We start from the raw sequence: 20,854 nt of genomic DNA, 5'->3' as shown, positions 1-20,854 counted from the left end.
TTTCTAATATCAATATTTTTAATGTGATATTTAAATCAATGCCAGGTAGCTAATTAAATAAGATATTTAGTATCCTCAAGTGAATATTCGTCTGGCAGCTTCCGGCCATTTAAAAATATAGCTGGGGTACGCTCGATGCCAGCCTCCTTAATCCACTGTTGTTGATATTTCAGTAACTCATTGATTCCATCCAACTGAGATGGTGATATTGAATCAGCTAACCTAAAATCTTTTATTTCGCCGCTTTTAAACCAAGCCAAAAGTGTTTCCAGGAAAACATCGACAGCAAGATTACGCCAAATCGCCATAAAATATTTAACAACCGGATCTTTAAGATCACCTGAAAAAATCAATGAAACTGTGGTGTCAGGATTTAATAATAGCCATTGCTTCAATTGTAAATATGATTTTTTACAGGGCTCACAATATAAATTGGTGACAATAAGCAAGTGATTTTTTGACTGTCCGTTTCCCCAATTAATACACTGGGTTACATCTGGAGTATTTACGAGCGGTTGACTTGCCATTAAAAATCCGAATACATCATGACGGTACTTCAATTTGGATAATTCAGCAATTGTTGATGATAATTTGTTGTCATTTTTCTTTTTTCGTTCTAAAAGTTCAAATAATATGATGAACATGATAACGAAAAAAAACAAAGGAAATATGTCCATAATTTGCATTCTCAATGAATAATGTCCATAACATAGTTCAATAAAAAACTCTGCCCAAAGAAGTAGTTGAATAGAAATACAAAGAATACATACTTTATTGATTATAAAAAATTGATATATAATTAAATAAAGGCTGACAGGGAGTGTTAGAATATTTAAAATTCTGATCAGATTCCATATTTCCGGATAATGAATACTGAAAAGTGTTAAGGCAATCGTAACCGCGTAATATCCCAACCCCCAGGTGGTTAATTTAATACTCAGAAATCTTGAGGCACTTGAATTTAATACGGCACTGCAATTGTCCTGATTATTTATTATACACCATTTGTTAATACGTGCAGATACGTTACGATCTGTCTGGAAAAGAGTGGTTATGAATAGCCCCACCAACTTGACAGTTAGTAGGCAGAAAAGAAAAGTCATGGTTGTTGTTGCGCCAGCGTTAATCAACATAAAAAGAATAGGGAAAAATAACGCAGCACACATAAAATAACGATCTTTGACTCCTGATATTAAATCTGCTAGTCTGAAACTTGCATCTTGTACCGAACCATCCAAGCTATGAAAGGCAATCAAAAGTCCAGTAAAATCTGCCTGTAACTCATTTAAGTCAACATTACTGAAAGAACCCAATCCGGTATAAATTTGGTAACCACCATCCGGCGATTTATCAACAATGACTATTCCTCCGGATGATTTTGCCGATAAAATTGCTGGTAAACCAACAGCTGATAAATCTTCGAAATCAATTTTATAGGAAACTGTTATTATTCCGAAGCTGCGTAAAAGGCGCTTTATCGTACTCAAGCGAAATGAAGCACCACCGCTTAAGGTAATATTTTCACGAAGTTCGTTAATTGCTAAGCTTCTCCCAACAAGTTTTCCATATTGCTGTAATAAACGCTCCAAAATTAAATCTGATGTTTCTAACATTTTTAAATTAAAAAAATGAGTACATTTTTAAGGGAATGTCGGACTTTTGGTGCGGTCATTCAACAGCAGTTCTTTATACTCTCTGTAACACTTACTTAAATAGCGGGGTAAATTGAACTCGGGCGACGAGAACTCCTCGATACCGGGTGAATAACGTAAGATAAACCCGCTAACCTCACCGCTTTTTAGAGGTAAATATTTTAATACCGTATCCCTACAAAATACTTTATCTATCTTTCTGGATACAGAATCCGTCTTCAATAATTGTTCTTTCTTTTTTCTTTTCCGCTCATCTTTTTTCCAATACCAAAATCTAAATATTACGCCTCCTTTATAATTACCTTTATCATCAAATTGCTTGGCAACTGTTTGATTGTGAAAGTCGGGGTCATAAAAATTAAAGCTACCAACAGAGCCTATACTATTAGCGTCTATTTTAACTTCTTTTAAAATGTGTTCCTGAGGCATCAAGTAAATTTCGTGGAAACTCATATCGGTTAACAAAAGAGTATCCGTTTTATATCCAAAGCCCGATATTATTAATAGATCATTGATTTTAGCTTGCATCTTAAAATTACCATTCTTATCTGTAAGTATAGTTTCAGTCGCTGTAGATACTTTTATCCTAATAGAACCCAATGAGATATGAGTGTTATTTTCATAAACCCGTCCTTTTAAGTACTGTGACAATGCTATTTCGGTATAACCACAAAAAATAAGAATTAACAATACCCTGGCTAATATTCCAGTTAATTGGAGATCGATTAAGTAGCTATAAGCTCTCACAATATTAAAATATTTTATGAGCGGTGTGTTTTGAAATATATTTTACAACGGGTTCAAGATATGATTTATTATTCTATCAGATTAGTAGATAATAAAGAATATTTCAATTTATTGTGATTTAACCTACCATAATATATTATAACCAGGCACCGGTCTTTAACAAAATAAATAAGATAAAACCAATGGTTCTATACCATTCAAGTGTTAGTAATATTAGTTGATGAGGGGGAAATTAAATAGGGAGATAAAATTGTCTGTATTATCGTAGACTTTAAATTATACCATCTTCATCTTAACCAGGGATTTATACACCGGGGTTGCTAAGTTTAAGCGCGGATGATTTAATAATTTTCCTGATTCTGTTAGTATTAGGGGCGAATCCCGCCTGTGTTTGGTCAGCTTATTAAAAATGAGATCAGGAGGAGATAAAAGGTGGAAAATTCGAAGTTTTTAACCAAGTTGAAGAATAGGGGTCATAATTACATTTAAGTGGTTTAGAATAAATGTCTGAAGGATTTTCGATAAATGCCCGGCAATCGGTACAAACAAACCTGAATTCGCAATCTTTACAGATTGATATAGATTGTTTATTGATTGTCCAATAGCGTTTAAAATCGTCCCTATCGATACAATCAATCAGCTTCGTAGTATTTATAAAACCATAGACCTCAGTGGTGCTGGGGCAGTTTTTTATTTCCCCGTTCGCAGAAATACTCACCTTCCGATTTAAACAGGTGTTGAACTTTTGACCTTCCATGAAGAGTTGCAAATTTGAAGTGAAATATGATGGATCGACAAGTCCGCAATGTTCATGATTATTTATCTTAAGAGGTGTAAAGGAGAATGCAATCAATGAATCATTAACTTCCTGGATATAATCTGAAATTTTATCCGGATTGCATGAAAAAAACTGTACAGAAGTTATTGGATACACTTTCTCGCTATTAACAAAGAAGCTTAATAACTCATCGGAAAACTCGATCACTAGTTCGATACACTCAAAGTCTCGATCGAGAGCGCTTTCTAATATGAATTGCACATTCTGAATGGTTTGTTCACTAAAAAAGCGAATCTGAACTGAGGTGCAATTAACCTCCTTTAATTCTGAAAATATTCTTTCATAATTATGCGAACTGAGCGCATCAACATCAACTATCGAATTCGAAATCAGCCCCGACCAATTGAAAATTGCTTCAAGCGGAGGAAATGAATTATTATTATTCTGTTCAGAGAAAAATCCAAATTCATTGTTCACCAGAAATTCGATATACTCAAGAATCGTTTCCTTATCGTCATCACAAAAATCTTCTAATAAGCTATTAAAAGGTTTGGATTTGAGTTCCTCAATAAAGTCCGTAAGCTCATTGGGAATTAGGTTGAATTTATTCCTCCCAAGATCGCATATTACCGAACGATTGTACCCCTTAACCGGAATACAATCAGCAAATAACTGAAAGTACAATTAGATAATTCTCGATATAGGTTTATAGAAATTTTTAACGAGCAAATTTTGGTTGTTAAGGGATGAAGATTTGCTTGATCTCAAAGTATCAAAACTATCAACCGAATAATCTCCAACAATTAGCAAATTGGGGGGAGCTTTATCAATATTTTTCTTTAATTCCTTGATAAAATCGTGCAAATCTTCATAGCCCTCTTCATTCTCCATTTTAGGTTCCTGAGCCATCGTTGTCCGTATCAACCCAACCTGAAGCTCCCGCGTGGGTTGCTGTCAAATTAGCAGCAACGTATGTAGCCTCAGCAGCATTGCCCCCCTTAAGGTTTTTCATTTTTTCCCCACTTAGTTTAATGGAATCATCGTTAAACAACGAATGATTAAGCTTTTTTAATTTTGCTTTCATAAATAATATTAGTTTAACCAAATATAAAAATTAAACTATAATAATACCTTTAACTATGAAATTAAATATTCAGCTATTTTTTTTTCTAAATAATAATTACAGGGAAATGAAACCATCCCAAACTGGCCAACGGGATTAACTTCTAAGAAAAAGAGTTCATCTTTATCTGAGCATATAAGGTCCAGAGAGCCTGTATTAAGATTCGCAATTTTCATAAATCGCTTGATTTTGTCAGTAGTTTCCGCATCGATAACATAGGGAACCATTCTGTTTGGGCGCTGGTAATTATAATGTCTAAAATCAACCACTGTTTGCGGATCATTTTGTGAAAATATAGCCATAGAAAACAATTCACCATTTAAATAAAATACTCGTATCTCATATTTCTTTTTTATTTGTTGCTGTAATAAAAAAGGAAAGAACTCTTTCTCAGCTTGCTCTATAATTTCATGATTTGCAATGCTTGTATACGTGCTAAAATATCTCCACATATCGCTTTTTCCCTTGATGCCAACGCTAAGACCGTCTCTTATTGCCTTAGTTATATTTGTGCGTCCGTGTATCCTTTCGCTTAAGTCCTGTTTATTGGCAACAATAATTGTATCAGGAATATTCAATCCGCAGAGTTTAGCCATTTCTAGGTGAATTAATTTATTATTCCTGGCATTCGAACGCCTTCCCAATGAAGTGGTCAGCTGCTCAAGCTGGAAATAAAAATACTCTTCCAACGTGGATATTTCCCCCTTCAGATGTTTATTGACAGCGCCTATAGCCCTTTCCAGTGCTAATTCATTCGACTTCAACTCATCCCATGCAAACCCTACATTTCCCCTTCTATACCAAAAACCAGTAATTTCAGACAAGCTAAACTCAACGCTGTTATGTCTAATCGTTATTTCTGTATTTCCCTTATCTATATTGATCTTCCGAACTTTAAGTACGTCTCCATGATTTACGCGAATATATGATGCACCATAATAATTCAGCCATTGCAGAACAATGTCGGTGCTTCGATCAAAATGTTGACTCATAATCAGTACTTTCTTCTTCATGTCATGAATTTTTAAACTATAAAACAGGCAGGGGATTCCAAAATCTTTATTCCTGGAGCGATAAAGTAAAAGTTTAAATATTATTATTGCTGAGTAAATAGTGCTTTCAAATATCAATATATCTTATTAAGCTGTTTTCTAAAAGAATCCATTTGCAGAATATAATATAGAAGACAATTATAATAATTATATTAGAATTGCATTATAAAATATATCTATCATGAAAAGAATGCTATTCAGTCTAATCCTTTTTGGATTTATTCAAACTGCTTTCGCTCAAAATTTCGAGTATTATAATACCCTTTCTAAAGCTGATTCGTTATATCAATCAAAAGACTACAAAGCCTCAGCCCTATGTTATTCAAGAGCGATTAATATTAATCATTCGAAAATTCCGGCCGAGGTAGGGTATAATGCGGCCTGCTCCTGGTCGTTGGCGGGCGTGGCAGACAGCGCTTTTTACTATCTGAAATTTATTGTTAGAACTAAAAAATATAGCAACTTAAAACATATTACTAATGACTCCGATTTAAATCTAATACACGATGATAAACGTTGGTTACTTTTGATTGATGAGGTTAAAACCAATTCTGCAATTGCTGATGCCAAGCTAAACAAACCTCTTGTAAATAGGTTAGATTCAATAAGAGAAAATGACCAGCGATACAGGATGAAGTATGACGAAACAGGTAAGCGTTTTGGCTTTGAATCAAAGCAATATAAAGCCTTGCTAAGCGAGACCAGCTTAGCCGACTCCATCAATCTTATCAAGGTAAAGGAAATTTTGAATAAATACGGATGGCTGGGGCCCGATATTATAGGCAATAATGGAAGTTTAACATTATTTCTTGTAATTCAGCATGCCGATCTAAAAAGTCAGATAAAATATCTTCCTATGATGGAGGCCGCAGTCAAAAATGAAAAAGCTTCGGCGGCTAATCTGGCATTACTACAGGACAGAATTCAAGTAATGCAGGGCAAAAAACAGATTTATGGTAGCCAGATTTATTCAGATCCAAAAACAGGCGAGCAAACAATTGGCCCTATTGATGATGAAGAAAATGTGGATAAGAGAAGGGCTTCTGTAGGACTACAGCCTCTGGAGCTTTATGCTAAAATTTTCGGCATTAAGTACACGCTTCCAGCCAAAAAAAAATAAACATCTGATCGATGGGCGTAGCTACCAATTTTCGGCTAAAAATTATTCCCCATAAATTTAGTGCATGCTTTGCAAGACATTATCTGACATCACTGGTTTTATTTGTGATTGTCTATGAACAAGAATGTAGTAATTGTTTTTATGTTTCATTAATTCCCCTGTGACACAAAATTCGCGACCAAGATAGTATTCCGATTTATTTTGCTGATTTATATTATTGGGTATGTTCATAAGAATCTTAACATTCTGCCCCAACGCGTCATTCTTAAGATATAGTACAGTCACCTCTGATGCAACTAATTTTACGTCATAGATTATCCCGCAAACTTTACCCGTATCGATAGAAGGTTTAGTTTGATCACAAAAATTGGTTTTGCTCAATACGCAAAACTTCAGTAAAACCAAATGACAAATCAATATTATTCTTCTTTTCATTGCGCCAATCTATACGTCGTAATTTATTTTCTAAAATAAAGAAATACTTAGGGGAAATTAATTCTATGGAAAATATTCTATATTAAATGTATACTGAGATTAATATCTGTACCATAAATTATTCCCATTTTCTGAAGGAGAAAAGCAAAGAGATTGTAGTTCTCATTACTTTTGATTAATTAAAAGTGAAACAAATTTGATTAATTAATCACATGAAATCAAGACGCACAGTTACTTAATGATCTGTTTATCAACACATTAATCTAAATTAAAGAAGTTCTAAATGCAAGTTTAAAATGACTCCCGAATTATTCGCATATCCGATGGGGAAAGCTGAATAATTTGGTATGCCCTGAAAATGAAAAACCCCTCAGATGATGTCATCTGAAGGGCCTTTACTGTTTTCATTATTGAATTAGCGGAATGGACGGGACTCGAACCCGCGACCCCATGCGTGACAGGCATGTATTCTAACCAGCTGAACTACCACTCCGTTTTTGGGTCTGCAAATATACGCAGCTTTTTGTATTACGCAAATGGTTTTTAAAAAAAACTCTCTTATTGTATTTATATTACTCCTTAAAGGAGTTATCAGGCATAATCAGCTCCTTTCTCCCACCTTTATAAACAACTCAATATCAGCCTAAACCAAGTACAATTTCTTCAATACTCCCCTTTTAATATCTTTTAAATTTTTTTTATTTATTTTACATCAAAGGTAAAATACTGACTACCGACGTCTCCATTTGGGGTCAATCCCTGTATTAATCCTATGAATTTCCCAGTTTGATCAGAGGTATAAAATGTCAATTGGCTCTTTCCTCCGGGGGTGATATTGACATTGGGTTGCCAAAATAAAAGACTCCGAAAATCAGGTATCCGGCTTTTGGCCGCCTCATCTGTATCATAAACCGGCGAATAAAACTCCCGCTGTAATTGCAGTCCTTCATAATCAAGCACCACCGCATGCGGATCCATTTCAACCCCACCCAAGTCGCCTTTATAGGTTGTATAGCTTAATATACCTTCCTGTACCGATGGGCCATAATAATATCTTTCTCTGATCACTTCTAATCGTTTCACCTTTAGCGGGTCAATAGCTATTACTTTATCGATATTAAACACCGGCACATCGTCAAGCATAACCAGGGGATCTCCATCTAAAAACCCTGTTTCACTCAATACTTTTATATGATATCTTTTATGTGACCGTACAACGTTCACCTCCCTTATATATTCGCGCAATACCTCTTCCATTGTGGTAAAACGGGTATAGTTATCTAAAAGATAAGTTTTATTTGGTTTCCCAAAAAAACCGGAACTATCAACTCCCGGGTCATAAAACTGTTTCATTTTATTGCCTGCATATATATTTTGTACCTGCATACCCAGGCTATGCTCTTCCAGGGCTCTTTGCATGGCTGGTGTTATATTGATTGAGGGCAAGCCATACTTTGTATACTGTTCAGAAAAAGGACTCAAAACATCTATACGGAAAGATGTATCCCGTTCTGAATTTGTTTGAGCGATGATCTCACCAGGGCCAAACAGTTGTTTGGTATTAAATACCAGCCGACCCAATGAATCACTTTTTGAAGCGTATAGCTGAACTCTTTTCCCTGGAACACTTAAGTATACCAATATATCCTCCGCAGGATGGCCTGTAACTGCATTAACCAACTTAGCGGTTATTAAATGATCATTATATTCGGGCAGAAAATTAAGTACCGCAGGCTTATTATTCAAAACATTGCTCCACTGAAATCTTCTCCAGCCCTGTGAAAGCATCAGGTTATCAAGGGCAGCATCCGTTTCTGCGTTAATGTTTTTAAAGTAATAACCTGGTGATTCAATATTTCCGCGCAAATCCGATTTCAGCCAAAGGTAATTCACAATATCGTCCCCATCCACATGCTGTAACGTATCGATCCGAAAAATCGATAGAGATAAATTAGCCGGCAATGGATTCCCTGCCGCGCTTTTAGCCGAAATATTGATATTAACCTTTTTGCGGATTGCATACTGTGGTTGATCGGCAGATGCTTCGATTAACAATTGTTTTTTAGGGCGTTTAAAATACAGCCGCTCGCAAACCGGTTGCTTAGCATTGTTAAATATGGTTATATGCGATATTCCTTCACCGAGTTTTGCTTTATCAATTATAAAATTGGCTATTCCGGAGTTAAGACTGGCACTTTCGGCTATTTTAACTATTTGCATGGTATGTGCAAAAAGATATACTTCTCCACTTCCTATGCTTGCGCCACTCACTGTGACCTCCAATTGCGGCCCACCACTATCCTTCAGCTGCATGGTGTAACCCTGGCTATTAATAGCTGGCAGCTCTTTAGAAATCACGCTCCCCACAGCTGTTTTAATAATAGCTTTATAAGTATTATTAACAACGGGGCTGAATATAAAACTACCTATCCCAAATTTCAATGGTTCAAACCGGGCTACTGTATCATTATGCCCATCAACAATAAAACCCTTATAGGTGTCTAATCCTGCGCCATTGGGCGTTGTTACCTTAAAAGCTATTTTACTGGTAATACCGCTGATCAGATTTCCGCCCTCAGGGAAAAACTGCACATCGTAGCCTGCCTGTGTTTGCCGGGCTACCGCATCAGGTGTTCTTAGCGGATTTACGATAAGAATGGTTTTATCAAAATAATAATCAGGACTGAAGTTTTTCATCCAGTTAGTGTAGCCTCTTAATCTGTAATTGCCGCTATTTAATGATACCGGGATATATAAAGAGCCGCTTCCTACTCCATTTTTCATGGCAATTTTTGCCTGTAATACAGCATTTTGCCCATGATCAAGTACATCAATGTACACAACTTTACTTAAACTGATAGGTTTATGAACACCGGCATCAACATTATAAATCTTAAACCAAATGATCTCACCAGGCAAATACGTGCTCTTATCGGTATGAACAAATATTTTTTCCTTTACAGACCCCTGCTCGTATTGATTAAAACTACTTTTAATTTGATCTAATACCTGTGCCGGGCAATTCGTATGCAGTTGCAATAATCCTCCAATCAATAAAGCTATAGTTTTAGCAGTTGCCTCAATTTTTTTCATAACCGGTACCTGGTATTTAGTTCTATTTTATATAGCAATATATTTATCTGTTAATTATCTATCCAAAATGCAGGCTTTTTCACCTTGCCACGTATAGTGCAGTCTGCACAGCCTTGGGATGAATAAGTGTATCCCAGGAGGCCAAAAGGACCATATATTGCATCTATCGGTATTCCCCCGCCCTGAATAATATAGTATAATACATCGTTGTATCCTGTTTTTGGATGAGAAAAGAAGGCCGAATCGGCCATACCACAGTCATAAGGATATTTTTCTATCCAATCATTAGGTAATTGTCCTTTGTTGATATATATTCTTTTTGATTGCACATTTGTAACACTCACATATCCAATAACAGGCTCTGTAAGATCACTTACATTATGGATATTTCCTTGTAGTTGAGTAGGCTGGGCATCAAATATACTTCCCAATTGTTCGGTATTTTTCTTCATGTTTTCCCAAAACTGGTAGCCATCCTTAGTTAGTGCATATTGTTTAAGTAAAATGGAATATCTCAATTCCATTTTTTCGGAATTACTGGCAATAGTATTAATCGGCGTCTGGAATATTACATCCTGAGTAAGTTTTTCTGATGAACCTAACACTATATTGCTGGATTTGTCACTCGCATAGCAATAATATATTGATTCATCTGCACGTCTGATCCTTACCGCACCGCCATCAACAATAAAACTTGATTGAAATTTAGTATGAAAGCGCCAGGTCTCCGAATAATCCCACCTATAATAACGGGTATTGTTAGTTGCGTCATGCGTATTTGCATATATCTGCAGGTAGTTACTTTTGGGGATAAAACCAATACTGTCAATAGATGGTGTTTGCTTTACTTCCACATAATCTGACACGTACTGCTTACCTTCGGGTGTTGTGATATGCAAGCGATACTTCTTTGAAGCATCAAGATGCATTGGGCCAATATCATATGTACCGTTCCCTTCCGACTGTAAGGTGTAACTATTGCCCTGTTCCGCTTCTACCACTACCGTGTAATTAGTCATTAGCTGTGTGCTCACACTTTCTGATAACTTCACCGTTCTGCTCAGGTTAATTATAGTAGAGTCATTGCCACTATTGATCACCCCTTCCACAACCAGGTAATGGTTATCGCTACTCACAATAGCTGGATTATATGGCTTCTTACAGCTTATCACCACTCCTATTACCACAAATAAGTACCATATATATTTACTTTTATTCATGTTGCTTTTCATTTTACTACCAATAGATTTTTGTTCAACTTTTGCAAAACTTTATATGCAGAATTCATATTGATATCGGAACCTTTATTCATATTGCTAAAACCTGATGTTATAATTGATAAATGGTATTGGCTTGGCAAATATGGAAAGCTTAAAACCACTAATTACCCCAGCCTGTTGGGTAAAATATGCGGAATAAGCATTTTGCCTTCCTGTAAGATTATATACCCCTAAAGTGAACGAATTATGTGTTCGCTGATGTACTTTATGATTCCCTTCGATGTTCATCGAAAAATCCGATCTGAAATAGTCTGGTATCCGGTACGTGTTCCTGTCAGAATAAAACACTCTTTCAGAACCGCCGTATTCATATTTGGCGATAGGCAGTGTAATTGGTCTGCCGGTACTATAAGTTACATTTAACGACACACTAAATCTGTGCGAAAACCGGTAATTGCCAATAAAATTAAAGTCATGCGGTTTATCAAAATTGGCCGGGTAATACGCTCCTCCGTTAATCAATTCACCTTCATTCGCGTTATCCTGTCTTAAAAACGTACGCGAATAGGTATAGCTTATCCATCCATTGGCTTTACCAGTGGTTTTTTTGATTAAAAACTCAATACCATAAGCTTTACCCTGGGTACCCAGTACATCATTTTCAATGTGATGGTTGAGCACCAGATTGGCACCGCTTCTGTAATCCAGGTAATCTCTTAATCGTTTATAATAAACCTCAACCGAGGTTTCAATGGTATTTTCTTTAAAATTACGATACAGGCCTAATGATACCTGATCGCCATATTGTGGTTTAATGTTAGGGTCGCTTAACTGCCATACATCAGTTGGGGCTATGGCTGTAGTATTTGAAAGCAGGTGTATATATTGCCTCAAAGTATTATATCCTGCTTTTACAGAAGTATTATCCCCCAAGTTATACCGGGCAGAAAGCCTAAACTCGGGCCCTGAATAGGTTTTGATCACTTTATTTTTGGAGTAGGTAGTACTATCCAAAAAGTTTGAACTTGTTTTTGGAAGATTCGGGGCATAATTATAAACTGTTTGCGGCCCAAAGTAATTGTAGAGCGAATACCTGATACCTGCGCTTAATGAGAGGTCATCTGTGATGTCATATTTATCGCCAACATAGGCAGCGCTTTCCAAAGCCTGCTGAGCCGGAGCTACATCAGGAGCCACTAATGATTTTACATCGTTAGGCTGCAGATTGCCGGGATGAAGTTTATAATAAATAGAGCTAACACCAAAGTCAACCGTATTTTTCCGATTAAGATAATAAGTAAAATCAGCTTTAAGATTGGTTTGATTGATATCAAAATTAAGCTTGTAGGCATTTACCGGGTTATCAAAACTTGCAATGTTATACTGATATCTGTCGACGCCGGTTGTTATGAGGCTAAAAAGCTTATCATTAAAGTTGTGCTTCCATTTGATGTTGATATTCCTATTGCTGTAGCTATAGGCTGTATCGCTATTGAGTTTAAATTTATCGTGGCTCAGGTAGCTTGTAAGATAAAGATTGTTTTTATCGTCTATCTGGTGGCTTATATCAAAATTAAGGTCGTAGAACGAAGCCTGGCTATGTTTATACTCCTCGGGCAATAGCTTGAGCAACCAATCTGAGTAAGTGATACGCCCACCAAATATAAATGAGGTTTTATCTTTAATAATTGGCCCCTCCACATTGAGCCTGCTGGTTATTAAGCCTATGCCGGCCGACCCGGCAAACTTCTTTTTATTGCCTTCCCGGTCGGTTATATCCAGTACCGACGACAGGCGTCCACCAAACTTTTCGGGTATACTGCTCTTATACAACTCAATATCTTTTACAATATCAGGGTTAAATGCCGAGAAGAAACCAAAAAAATGCGAGGGGTTATAAATAGTGGCATCATTAAGTAATATCAAATTCTGATCGGCAGATCCTCCCCGCACATTAAACCCTGTTGTGGCCTCACCTACCGACTGCACACCAGGTAATGTTAGCACTACCCGCAACACATCAGCTTCGCCAAATACTGTAGGTACCTGTTTGATGCTTTTAATATCGAGCCGATTTACCCCTAACTGTACATTACGAACATTGGCCACTTTTTCGGCAGATATTTTTACCTCCTTTAAGCTGGTTATCTGCTCCTGCATTTCAATGATCAGTTTACCATCAGCGTACAGCACTATCTGCCGCCGGGTATCGCGCATCCCTATACCTCTTATACTTAAAATTTGCCGTCCTTTTGGCAACACAATAGTAAAGTATCCAAACTGGTCAGTAGCTACACCTGTTTTGGTATTGGTAACATAAATGCTTGCGCCTACCACCGATTCGCCCGATTTACCGTCACGCACATACCCCGACAGGGTAGCTTTACCTGGTTGTATAGTATTTGTTCTGGTGCCTATTTCATACAATTTGTTTTCTGTTGTAGCCTCCGGCACCTTTTTTTCTTTCTCATCAGTAAAATCAGCCACCGTAGCGTTAGTTGTGACAGTTATAGGCTGATTTGTTACTGGTAGGGCAACTCCCGGTTTATTCCCAAAAAAACCCGCAGGCAATTTGGTTTGTATCTCGCGCCCGCGGGTAAGGAATATCTGGCGCTGCGCGGTGATGGCATAATGAAAATCAGTATTCTTAAAAGCTATATCCAACACAGTTTCAATCGGCTTATTATTTACCTCAACAGAAATTTTTAAACTATCAAATTGAATGGAGTTATAATAAAAATGATACCCCGTTTTTGCTTCCAGTTCTGTTACAAATTGGCCGATGGTGACCTGTTGAAAGTTTACACTTATTGGTACTGTTGTATTTTGCTGAGCAAAACCCAACTTAGCAAGTACCAAAAAACAGAAATTCAGAAAGTAAATTTTTTTCATCTGTTATTTTATTTTCTACCTGTATCGGTAAAATATTATATGACGACATTATCACCAGGATACTATTTTTGCCGGTTAAGTTTAAGGTATCCTACCTGGATAACTCATCATACCGGCCGACTATAGCAACCATAGCATCTTCCGGGGCTTTCCTATATTTGATCTTCCTGGTTTTAATGTATTGCTGCAGCTCTTTCCTTTTATCTTTTAAAATATCAAGTAGGGCCCCCTGTCCGCTAATACTGTAATAATTGTTCCCTTTCTTCAGGTAAAAACTTTTACGCTGTGAAAAATAGGTTTCGAGAGCATTTGAACCGGAGTTTGTTTGGATTGATTTTGAATACTTTGCCAGCACATCGACGTTACCATGATATAACTCATCATAAAAACCTGCATCTATTCCTGTATTCGTATGTAATGAGTCTGACATGATATTTACAAAATGATGATTGAGCAGATCAAAACGCTCAACCCGCTCATTTAGCAGGGTATACATAGAAAATTTATTATACAGGAGTACAACTACAACGTCTTTATTCAGATCATACATGATAGGCACATCCTTAAAAAATAAGCCGTCATAAGTAATTGTGCCGGAGGTAAATTTATTTATATCCTGGAAATAGGCATTTCCTTTTATGGCAGGGTTATACGGTTCGTATTCGGGTCCGTTATATAAGCGAGATTGTAGGCCAATTGCGGTATTGTAGGCATCTGAGATGCGCTCCATAGCAATGCGCTGTTCAGATGTATCTGCTGCTGAGGTTTGGCCCCGGGTTTGTTTCGTAATAAATGTGAGAAAGGCTACAATTACACCCAGCAATAGTTTTTTGATCATTTAGGCTTTTATAAAGGATGGAATTTACGTTACTTTAAGCTAAAAATCAAAGCGTTACATAAAATAGTTAAGCCCAAGCTTTCATTGTAGTAATCATGTTACAATGGCCAGGTTTATATATGTGTACAAATCACGCCTTTAATACATGGCTAAACCGTTAAAAAAGGACCCGCTGCTACATTATAAAGCTCACATAGCTGCCTGGCAAATAAATACAGTTGATCACAATGAAACGCTATTGTTACATCTGCATTGATTAAACCGGCAATCAAAACAGCTGTCTATCAGTTATAACAAACCAAATAAGAATTTTATGAAAGCTCTAAAAATATTAGCGGTTGTTTTATTTGCAACATTTGCCTACACCGCAGCCAACGCACAAACACATCACCGTGTGGTGCATCGTCATCACCATCATGTGGTACATCATCCACGTCATCACAAAATGTAAAATAAAAAAGGCCCTTTTAAGGGCCTTTTTTATTTTTGAATATAGGAAAGCTGTTATTACAACTTACGTTTCACTTCTACATTTTCATAAGCTTCAACAATGTCGCCTACTTCAATGTTATTAAAGTTCAGGATGTTCAAACCGCATTCGTAACCGGTTGATACTTCTTTAACATCATCTTTAAAGCGTTTTAATGAAGCCAATTCGCCAGTGTAAATTACCACACCATCGCGAATGATACGGATCTTGCTGTTACGGTTAATTTTACCATCCAATACCATACAGCCTGCAATAGTACCCACCTTGCTGATCTTAAAGGTTTCACGTATTTCCACATTGGCAACGATCTTCTCTTCAAACGTTGGTGCAAGCATACCTTCCATCGCGGCTTTGATCTCATTGATCGCATCGTAGATGATAGAGTATAATCTGATATCGATCTGCTCAGCCTCGGCCAGTTTACGGGCACTTCCTGACGGACGAACCTGGAAACCGATAATGATCGCGTCAGACGCGGAAGCCAGCAATACATCAGATTCAGAAATCTGACCAACTGCTTTAGATATGATATTAACCTGGATCTGTTCAGTTGATAGTTTCAGTAATGAATCGGACAATGCTTCGATAGATCCATCCACGTCACCTTTAACAATAATGTTCAGCTCCTTAAAGTTACCAACTGCCAAACGACGGCCGATCTCATCAAGGGTGATATGTTTCTGGGTACGTAAACCTTGCTCACGTTGCAATTGCAAACGCTTGTTGGCAATTTCACGGGCTTCAACTTCGCTCTCCAATACATTAAACTTATCACCTGCTGTAGGCGCGCCCTGCATACCTAGCACCTGTACCGGTGTTGATGGTCCTGCAGATTCAACCCTTTGGCCACGCTCGTTAGTTAAGGCCTTAACACGACCGCTGTAACAACCAGCCAGTATAGGATCGCCCACTTTTAAGCGACCAGCTTGTACAAGGATAGTGGTAACAATACCACGGCCTTTATCAAGAGCTGCTTCAATAACAGTACCTACGGCACGTTTATTCGGGTTGGCTTTCAATTCAAGTAATTCGGCCTCAAGCAATACTTTTTCTAAAAGCAGCTCTACATTTAAACCTGTTTTAGCTGATATTTCCTGAGTTTGGTATTTACCACCCCACTCTTCAACCAAAATGTTCATAGCCGAAAGCTGTTCACGTACCTTATCGGCATTAGCGCCCGGCTTATCAATTTTGTTGAAGGCGAAAATAATAGGTGCTCCAGCAGCCTGCGCGTGGTTTATAGCCTCGCGGGTTTGCGGCATCACGCTATCGTCTGCGGCAATTACTATAATTACTATATCCGTTACCTGTGCACCCCTTGCACGCATGGCGGTAAACGCCTCGTGACCCGGAGTATCCAGGAAGGTAATTTTGCCTTTGTCGCCTGGCAAGGTTACCTCATAAGCCCCAATGTGCTGGGTAATACCCCCGGCTTCGCCGCCTATTACGTTTGTTTTACGTATAAAGTCGAGCAGGGATGTTTTACCGTGGTCAACGTGTCCCATGATGGTCACAATCGGCGCACGTGGTATCAGATCTTCTGGTTCATCAACCTGGTCAAGGTTACCCTCTTCATCCTGCGGTTTTACAAACTCTATCTGGTAACCAAACTCGTCGGCAACAATGCTTAGGGTTTCGGCATCAAGCCTTTGGTTGATAGATACGAACAGTCCCAGGCTCATACAGGTAGATATGATCTGCGTTACAGATACATCCATCATCAAAGCCAGCTCGTTCGCGGTTACAAACTCGGTAACCTTTAATACTTTCGACTGTAACTCCTGCTCCAATGCCAGTTCTTCTGCAGTCGAGGCAACATCATCACGTTTTTGACGACGGAATTTGGCTCTTTGCGCAAATTTACCCGACTTACCAGCTCCGCTTAAACGGGCCAGTGTCGCTTTGATCTGGTCTTGTATATCTTTTTCAGATGGTTCCTCTTTAGGGGTATTGCTTTGAGGGGCATTACGATTGTTCCTGAAGTCAGGACGATTGCCGCCTCCCTGGTTAGGGCCACCTGCGTTTGGATTATTACCACGGTTCCTGAAATCAGGACGGTTTGGATTAATGGTTCCGCCTGCTGGAGGTGGGTTATTATGCCCCTGCTGCGGTTGCTGGTGATTGCCACCACCCTGCTGTCCACCGCCATGCTGCGGATTACCCTGGCTATCTTTACGTTTTCTTTTGCGTTTATGATCGGCATTGTTGGCATTTGATGATGATGCCACCGGATTACGCTTAGGCGCGTTAACCGGTAATTGTATTTTACCAATCACGTTAGGGCCTGTAAGTCTTTCGGCTTTTGCCCTGATCACATCAGGTTCCTGGTTCTCATCAGCAGCAGCCTCAACAACTGGTGCCTGCACAACCGGAGCTACTGGTGTTACCGGCGCTTTTGGTTCTTCGGCTTTTGAAGTTTCAACAACAGGTTGTTGCTTTGGCTCCTCTGCTTTTGGGGCCTCAGGGGCCTTTTCTACAGGCGCTTCGGCCTTTGGTTCCGGTTTGGGCTCAGGAGCCACAACTTCCGGCTGTTTAGCAACCTCTACAGGTTTTACAACCTCTGCCGGTTTTTCAGCCGCTGGCTGAGGTTTCGCGTTCAGATTATTAAGGTCAATTTTACCCACTACCTTAACACCCGGCAAAACGTCATTACGTTCGTCAGACTTTTCGGCAACAGGTTCAACCGGTTTTGGTTTTTCTGCCTGTGGCGAAGTATAGTTACCGGCGTTCTTGATCAGGATCTCTTCGTTCTCAAAATCCCGTGAACGGCGATTTTCAACCGGTTTTTCCGGAAACCCAGCAGGCTCTTCTTTTCTGATCTTTCCGATACTGATCTGCTTGGCTTCCTCCTTAATACTTTTGTCCACAGCAAACTCCTTCAACAATGCGGAGTACATGTCGCTATCCAGCTTTGCCATAGGTTGCTTTTCAACTTTATAGCCTTTTGTAGCCAAAAAATCGACAATGGTACTCATACCAATGTTGAGTTCTTTTACTGCTTTAATTAATTTTATTGATTTGTCTTCTGACATTTATTATAATTTCTCTGCTTATTATCGCAAAAATACGATTTTAATTTTGGTTTCTATGCTTATTCAAACTCAGCACTCAATATTGATAACACTTCTTTTACAGTTTCTTCTTCCAGATCTGTACGTTTTACCAATTCGCCTACTGTTAAAGCAAGTACCGATTTTGCGGTGTCTAAACCTATTCGTTTAAACTCATCGATGATCCAGCTATCAATTTCATCTGAAAACTCTTCGATGTCCACATCCTCGTCATGCTCATCTGCTTCGCGGTAAACATCTATCTCATAGCCGGTTAATTTACCAGCCAGTTTAATGTTATGACCGCCACGGCCAATGGCCAGTGATACCTGATCGGGCTTTAAATATACCGCCGCTGTTTTCTTATCGTCGTCCAGCTTAATAGAAGTTATTTTGGCTGGCGATAATGCACGCTGAATATATAACTGAACATTGTTGGTGAAATTAATCACATCAATATTCTCATTTTTTAATTCGCGAACGATACCGTGTATACGTGATCCTTTCATGCCCACACAGGCACCTACCGGATCAATACGATCATCATATGATTCAACAGCCACTTTAGCTCTTTCGCCTGGTTCACGTACAATCTTTTTGATCGTGATCAGTCCGTCAAAGATCTCCGGTACTTCCAGTTCAAACAAACGTTGTAAAAACTCAGGAGCGGTACGTGAAATGATGATCTTAGGATTGCTGTTCAGCATGTCTACCTTATGAACAACCGCTTTTACACTGTCGCCCTTTTTAAAGTAATCGGCCGGGATCTGCTCGGCTTTTGGCAGCAATAGTTCATTGCCTTCATCGTCAAGCACCAGGGTTTCTTTTTTCCAAACCTGGTAAACCTCGCCGGTAACAATTTCACCAACACGATCTTTATATTTTTTGAAGATCTCGTCTTTTTCCAGTTCCAAAATTTTGGAAACCAGTGTTTGGCGGGCGGCTAAAATAGCACGGCGACCAAAGCTTTCCAGCGTGATCTGCTCAATGTAATCATCCCCTACTTCCAGGTCAGCGTCAATCCGTTGTGCTTCGGCTAATTCTATTTCCAGGTCGTCATCCTCACTAAATCCATCTTCCATCACCTTACGGGTACGCCAGATCTCTAAGTCACCGTTGTCCGTGTTTACAATTACGTCGCAATTTTCATCTGTGCCATACTTTTTTCTGATCATGCTTCTGAAAACGTCTTCCAGAACGCTCATCATGGTTGGGCGGTCAATGTTCTTGAAATCTTTAAATTCCTGAAAAGAATCAATTAAATTAATATTGCTCATTTTCTACTTGAATGATATTAAAACTTTTGTCTCTGTTATTTTATCAATAGGGATAACGCTCTCAACAGTTTCGGCTTTTTTCCCTTTTTCTTTTACTTTTTCTTCAATGATAACGGCATCCTCTGTTATGGCTGTCAATTTGCCTTCCCTTTTGGTTCCGTCGGTCATTTTGATACCCAAATTACGCCCTATATTTTTGGCGTATTGCCTGGTTGACGATAGCGGGAAATCAATTCCCGGCGATGATACTTCCAGGTTGTATGCTGTTTCGATCACATTCTCCTCTTCCAGGTGGAAACCAACGTGCCTGCTTATCTGCACACAATCATCAATTCCCAGGCCGTTATCACCATCTACCAGCACAATCAGCTTTCCGTTCGAGTGCATTTTGATATCCACTATAAACAAATTCGGCTTATCGGCTATCTTCTCCTCAACCAGCTCTCTTACTCTTTTTTCAATATTCATTACCCTCCGGTATTTTGATTGATAATTTGATTGATAAAATAAAAGAGGGGACAAATCGCCCCCTCTTTTATTAATTAGGTGCAAATATACACAATATTATTTGATTTTCAAGCAATTCACGGCAGTTTATTACTTAAAATGTTAAATCAATGTAGTGTAAACTACCTGGGCGATTATGCCCCCCGACAAAATCCGTTAGTTTGTTACCGGTATCAAATTTATAATACCTGATAAAATAAGTTTGGTGACTTACGAACGGCGTATCCGGCGTAAAAATAACGGCTCCATCAGCTATATGGTATGTACCCGGTTGTACGGGCTGATAATTTTTCATCTCCGTATCAGTCGGCATTTTATACACCGGTATCAGCCCTTGCCAGTTTGCCCCCGAGGAATCGCGGGTAATGTCCTGGATAATAGCCGCATCTAAACCACTTATTTTGACAGAACGTTCCTGATCAATCTTACCGATATGAATTACGGGCGACTTAGGCGTATTGCTACAGCCTATGCAGGAAAAAACCAAAAAGCTCAAAAACACTTTTACCCCATTTTTTAATAACGGGTCATGTTGAACTTGTTTCAGCATCCCACATGTAAGGTAAACGCGTTGCCAAAT

The 20,854-nt window shown here is 38.5% G+C and carries 16 protein-coding genes and 1 tRNA gene; 2 read left to right on the top strand and 15 right to left on the bottom strand.

What is annotated here, in order from left to right; all coding sequences use genetic code 11:
- Positions 1–53: 53 nt before the first annotated feature.
- The 6 genes from BLR84_RS24055 to gwsG all read right to left on the bottom strand — a co-directional run bounded on the left by BLR84_RS24055 (position 54) and on the right by gwsG (position 5,313).
- Complete coding sequence (locus tag BLR84_RS24055) at positions 54–1,613, bottom strand: vitamin K epoxide reductase family protein (RefSeq protein ID WP_090472810.1); 1,560 nt, start codon at positions 1,611–1,613, stop codon at positions 54–56.
- Positions 1,614–1,640: 27 nt separating this feature from the next.
- Positions 1,641–2,399: a hypothetical protein gene (locus BLR84_RS24050; protein ID WP_090472809.1), complete on the bottom strand. Its 759-nt coding sequence runs from the start codon at positions 2,397–2,399 to the stop codon at positions 1,641–1,643.
- Between the two features lie 415 nt (positions 2,400–2,814).
- Entirely contained in the window at positions 2,815–3,861 is a 1,047-nt protein-coding gene (gene gwsS / locus BLR84_RS24045) for a grasp-with-spasm system SPASM domain peptide maturase (protein WP_090472808.1), read from the bottom strand.
- Entirely contained in the window at positions 3,862–4,068 is a 207-nt protein-coding gene (locus BLR84_RS30140; protein ID WP_090472807.1) for a hypothetical protein, read from the bottom strand.
- 1 nt (position 4,069) lies between these two features.
- A complete protein-coding gene (locus BLR84_RS24035; RefSeq protein ID WP_090472806.1) occupies positions 4,070–4,261 on the bottom strand; it encodes a hypothetical protein in 192 nt (63 codons plus the stop codon).
- A 53-nt stretch (positions 4,262–4,314) separates the two neighbouring features.
- Positions 4,315–5,313 carry a grasp-with-spasm system ATP-grasp peptide maturase gene (gene gwsG / locus BLR84_RS24030; protein ID WP_090472805.1) on the bottom strand — a complete coding sequence of 333 codons (999 nt, stop codon included), beginning with the start codon at positions 5,311–5,313 and terminating at the stop codon, positions 4,315–4,317.
- Positions 5,314–5,533: 220 nt separating this feature from the next.
- On the opposite strand from gwsG, the gene BLR84_RS24025 reads away from it, so the two are divergent.
- The gene (locus BLR84_RS24025) at positions 5,534–6,472 is read left to right on the top strand and encodes a DUF6624 domain-containing protein (protein ID WP_090472804.1); all 939 of its coding nucleotides are present in this window, start codon (positions 5,534–5,536) and stop codon (positions 6,470–6,472) included.
- Positions 6,473–7,326: 854 nt separating this feature from the next.
- Here BLR84_RS24025 and BLR84_RS24015 read toward each other — a convergent pair.
- The 5 genes from BLR84_RS24015 to BLR84_RS23995 form a co-directional block, all read right to left on the bottom strand.
- Positions 7,327–7,400, bottom strand: a tRNA-Asp gene (locus BLR84_RS24015).
- Positions 7,401–7,609: 209 nt separating this feature from the next.
- Complete coding sequence (locus BLR84_RS24010; protein ID WP_090472802.1) at positions 7,610–10,000, bottom strand: FMP46 family protein; 2,391 nt, start codon at positions 9,998–10,000, stop codon at positions 7,610–7,612.
- A gap of 50 nt (positions 10,001–10,050) precedes the next feature.
- On the bottom strand, positions 10,051–11,220 hold the full coding sequence (locus BLR84_RS24005) for a DUF4249 domain-containing protein (RefSeq protein ID WP_176852142.1): 1,170 nt from the start codon (positions 11,218–11,220) through the stop codon (positions 10,051–10,053).
- A 96-nt stretch (positions 11,221–11,316) separates the two neighbouring features.
- Positions 11,317–14,112: a TonB-dependent receptor gene (locus tag BLR84_RS24000; protein WP_090472800.1), complete on the bottom strand. Its 2,796-nt coding sequence runs from the start codon at positions 14,110–14,112 to the stop codon at positions 11,317–11,319.
- A 91-nt stretch (positions 14,113–14,203) separates the two neighbouring features.
- Positions 14,204–14,950, bottom strand: coding sequence for a hypothetical protein (locus BLR84_RS23995; RefSeq protein WP_090472799.1), 747 nt, complete (start codon positions 14,948–14,950; stop codon positions 14,204–14,206).
- Positions 14,951–15,263: 313 nt separating this feature from the next.
- On the opposite strand from BLR84_RS23995, the gene BLR84_RS30135 reads away from it, so the two are divergent.
- A complete protein-coding gene (locus BLR84_RS30135; protein WP_176852141.1) occupies positions 15,264–15,401 on the top strand; it encodes a hypothetical protein in 138 nt (45 codons plus the stop codon).
- A 56-nt stretch (positions 15,402–15,457) separates the two neighbouring features.
- On the opposite strand, the gene infB is transcribed toward BLR84_RS30135, so the two are convergent.
- From infB to BLR84_RS23975, 4 genes are all read right to left on the bottom strand, one after another.
- A complete protein-coding gene (gene infB / locus BLR84_RS23990) occupies positions 15,458–18,472 on the bottom strand; it encodes a translation initiation factor IF-2 (protein ID WP_090472798.1) in 3,015 nt (1,004 codons plus the stop codon).
- 59 nt (positions 18,473–18,531) lie between these two features.
- Positions 18,532–19,767: a transcription termination factor NusA gene (gene nusA, locus BLR84_RS23985; protein WP_090472797.1), complete on the bottom strand. Its 1,236-nt coding sequence runs from the start codon at positions 19,765–19,767 to the stop codon at positions 18,532–18,534.
- A 3-nt stretch (positions 19,768–19,770) separates the two neighbouring features.
- Positions 19,771–20,235, bottom strand: coding sequence for a ribosome assembly cofactor RimP (gene rimP, locus BLR84_RS23980; RefSeq protein WP_090472796.1), 465 nt, complete (start codon positions 20,233–20,235; stop codon positions 19,771–19,773).
- A 133-nt stretch (positions 20,236–20,368) separates the two neighbouring features.
- Positions 20,369–20,824: a hypothetical protein gene (locus BLR84_RS23975; protein WP_090472795.1), complete on the bottom strand. Its 456-nt coding sequence runs from the start codon at positions 20,822–20,824 to the stop codon at positions 20,369–20,371.
- Between the last annotated feature and the right edge of the window lie 30 nt (positions 20,825–20,854).

Origin of the sequence: Mucilaginibacter sp. OK268, assembly GCF_900103125.1 — a bacterium.
Lineage (GTDB): Bacteria > Bacteroidota > Bacteroidia > Sphingobacteriales > Sphingobacteriaceae > Mucilaginibacter.
This window is presented reverse-complemented; position numbering and strand designations above follow the sequence as displayed.

Bases quoted from the DNA above. Each gene is read 5' to 3' on its own strand.
- BLR84_RS24055 (WP_090472810.1), bottom strand. From the start codon at position 1,613: ATGTTAGAAACATCAGATTTAATTTTGGAGCGTTTATTACAGCAATAT.
- BLR84_RS30140 (WP_090472807.1), bottom strand. From the start codon at position 4,068: ATGGAGAATGAAGAGGGCTATGAAGATTTGCACGATTTTATCAAGGAA.
- BLR84_RS24035 (WP_090472806.1), bottom strand. From the start codon at position 4,261: ATGAAAGCAAAATTAAAAAAGCTTAATCATTCGTTGTTTAACGATGAT.
- gwsG (WP_090472805.1), bottom strand. From the start codon at position 5,313: ATGAAGAAGAAAGTACTGATTATGAGTCAACATTTTGATCGAAGCACC.
- BLR84_RS24025 (WP_090472804.1), top strand. From the start codon at position 5,534: ATGAAAAGAATGCTATTCAGTCTAATCCTTTTTGGATTTATTCAAACT.
- BLR84_RS24010 (WP_090472802.1), bottom strand. From the start codon at position 10,000: ATGAAAAAAATTGAGGCAACTGCTAAAACTATAGCTTTATTGATTGGA.
- BLR84_RS24005 (WP_176852142.1), bottom strand. From the start codon at position 11,220: ATGAATAAAAGTAAATATATATGGTACTTATTTGTGGTAATAGGAGTG.
- BLR84_RS24000 (WP_090472800.1), bottom strand. From the start codon at position 14,112: ATGAAAAAAATTTACTTTCTGAATTTCTGTTTTTTGGTACTTGCTAAG.
- BLR84_RS23995 (WP_090472799.1), bottom strand. From the start codon at position 14,950: ATGATCAAAAAACTATTGCTGGGTGTAATTGTAGCCTTTCTCACATTT.
- BLR84_RS30135 (WP_176852141.1), top strand. From the start codon at position 15,264: ATGAAAGCTCTAAAAATATTAGCGGTTGTTTTATTTGCAACATTTGCC.
- infB (WP_090472798.1), bottom strand. From the start codon at position 18,472: ATGTCAGAAGACAAATCAATAAAATTAATTAAAGCAGTAAAAGAACTC.
- nusA (WP_090472797.1), bottom strand. From the start codon at position 19,767: ATGAGCAATATTAATTTAATTGATTCTTTTCAGGAATTTAAAGATTTC.
- rimP (WP_090472796.1), bottom strand. From the start codon at position 20,235: ATGAATATTGAAAAAAGAGTAAGAGAGCTGGTTGAGGAGAAGATAGCC.
- BLR84_RS23975 (WP_090472795.1), bottom strand. From the start codon at position 20,824: ATGCTGAAACAAGTTCAACATGACCCGTTATTAAAAAATGGGGTAAAA.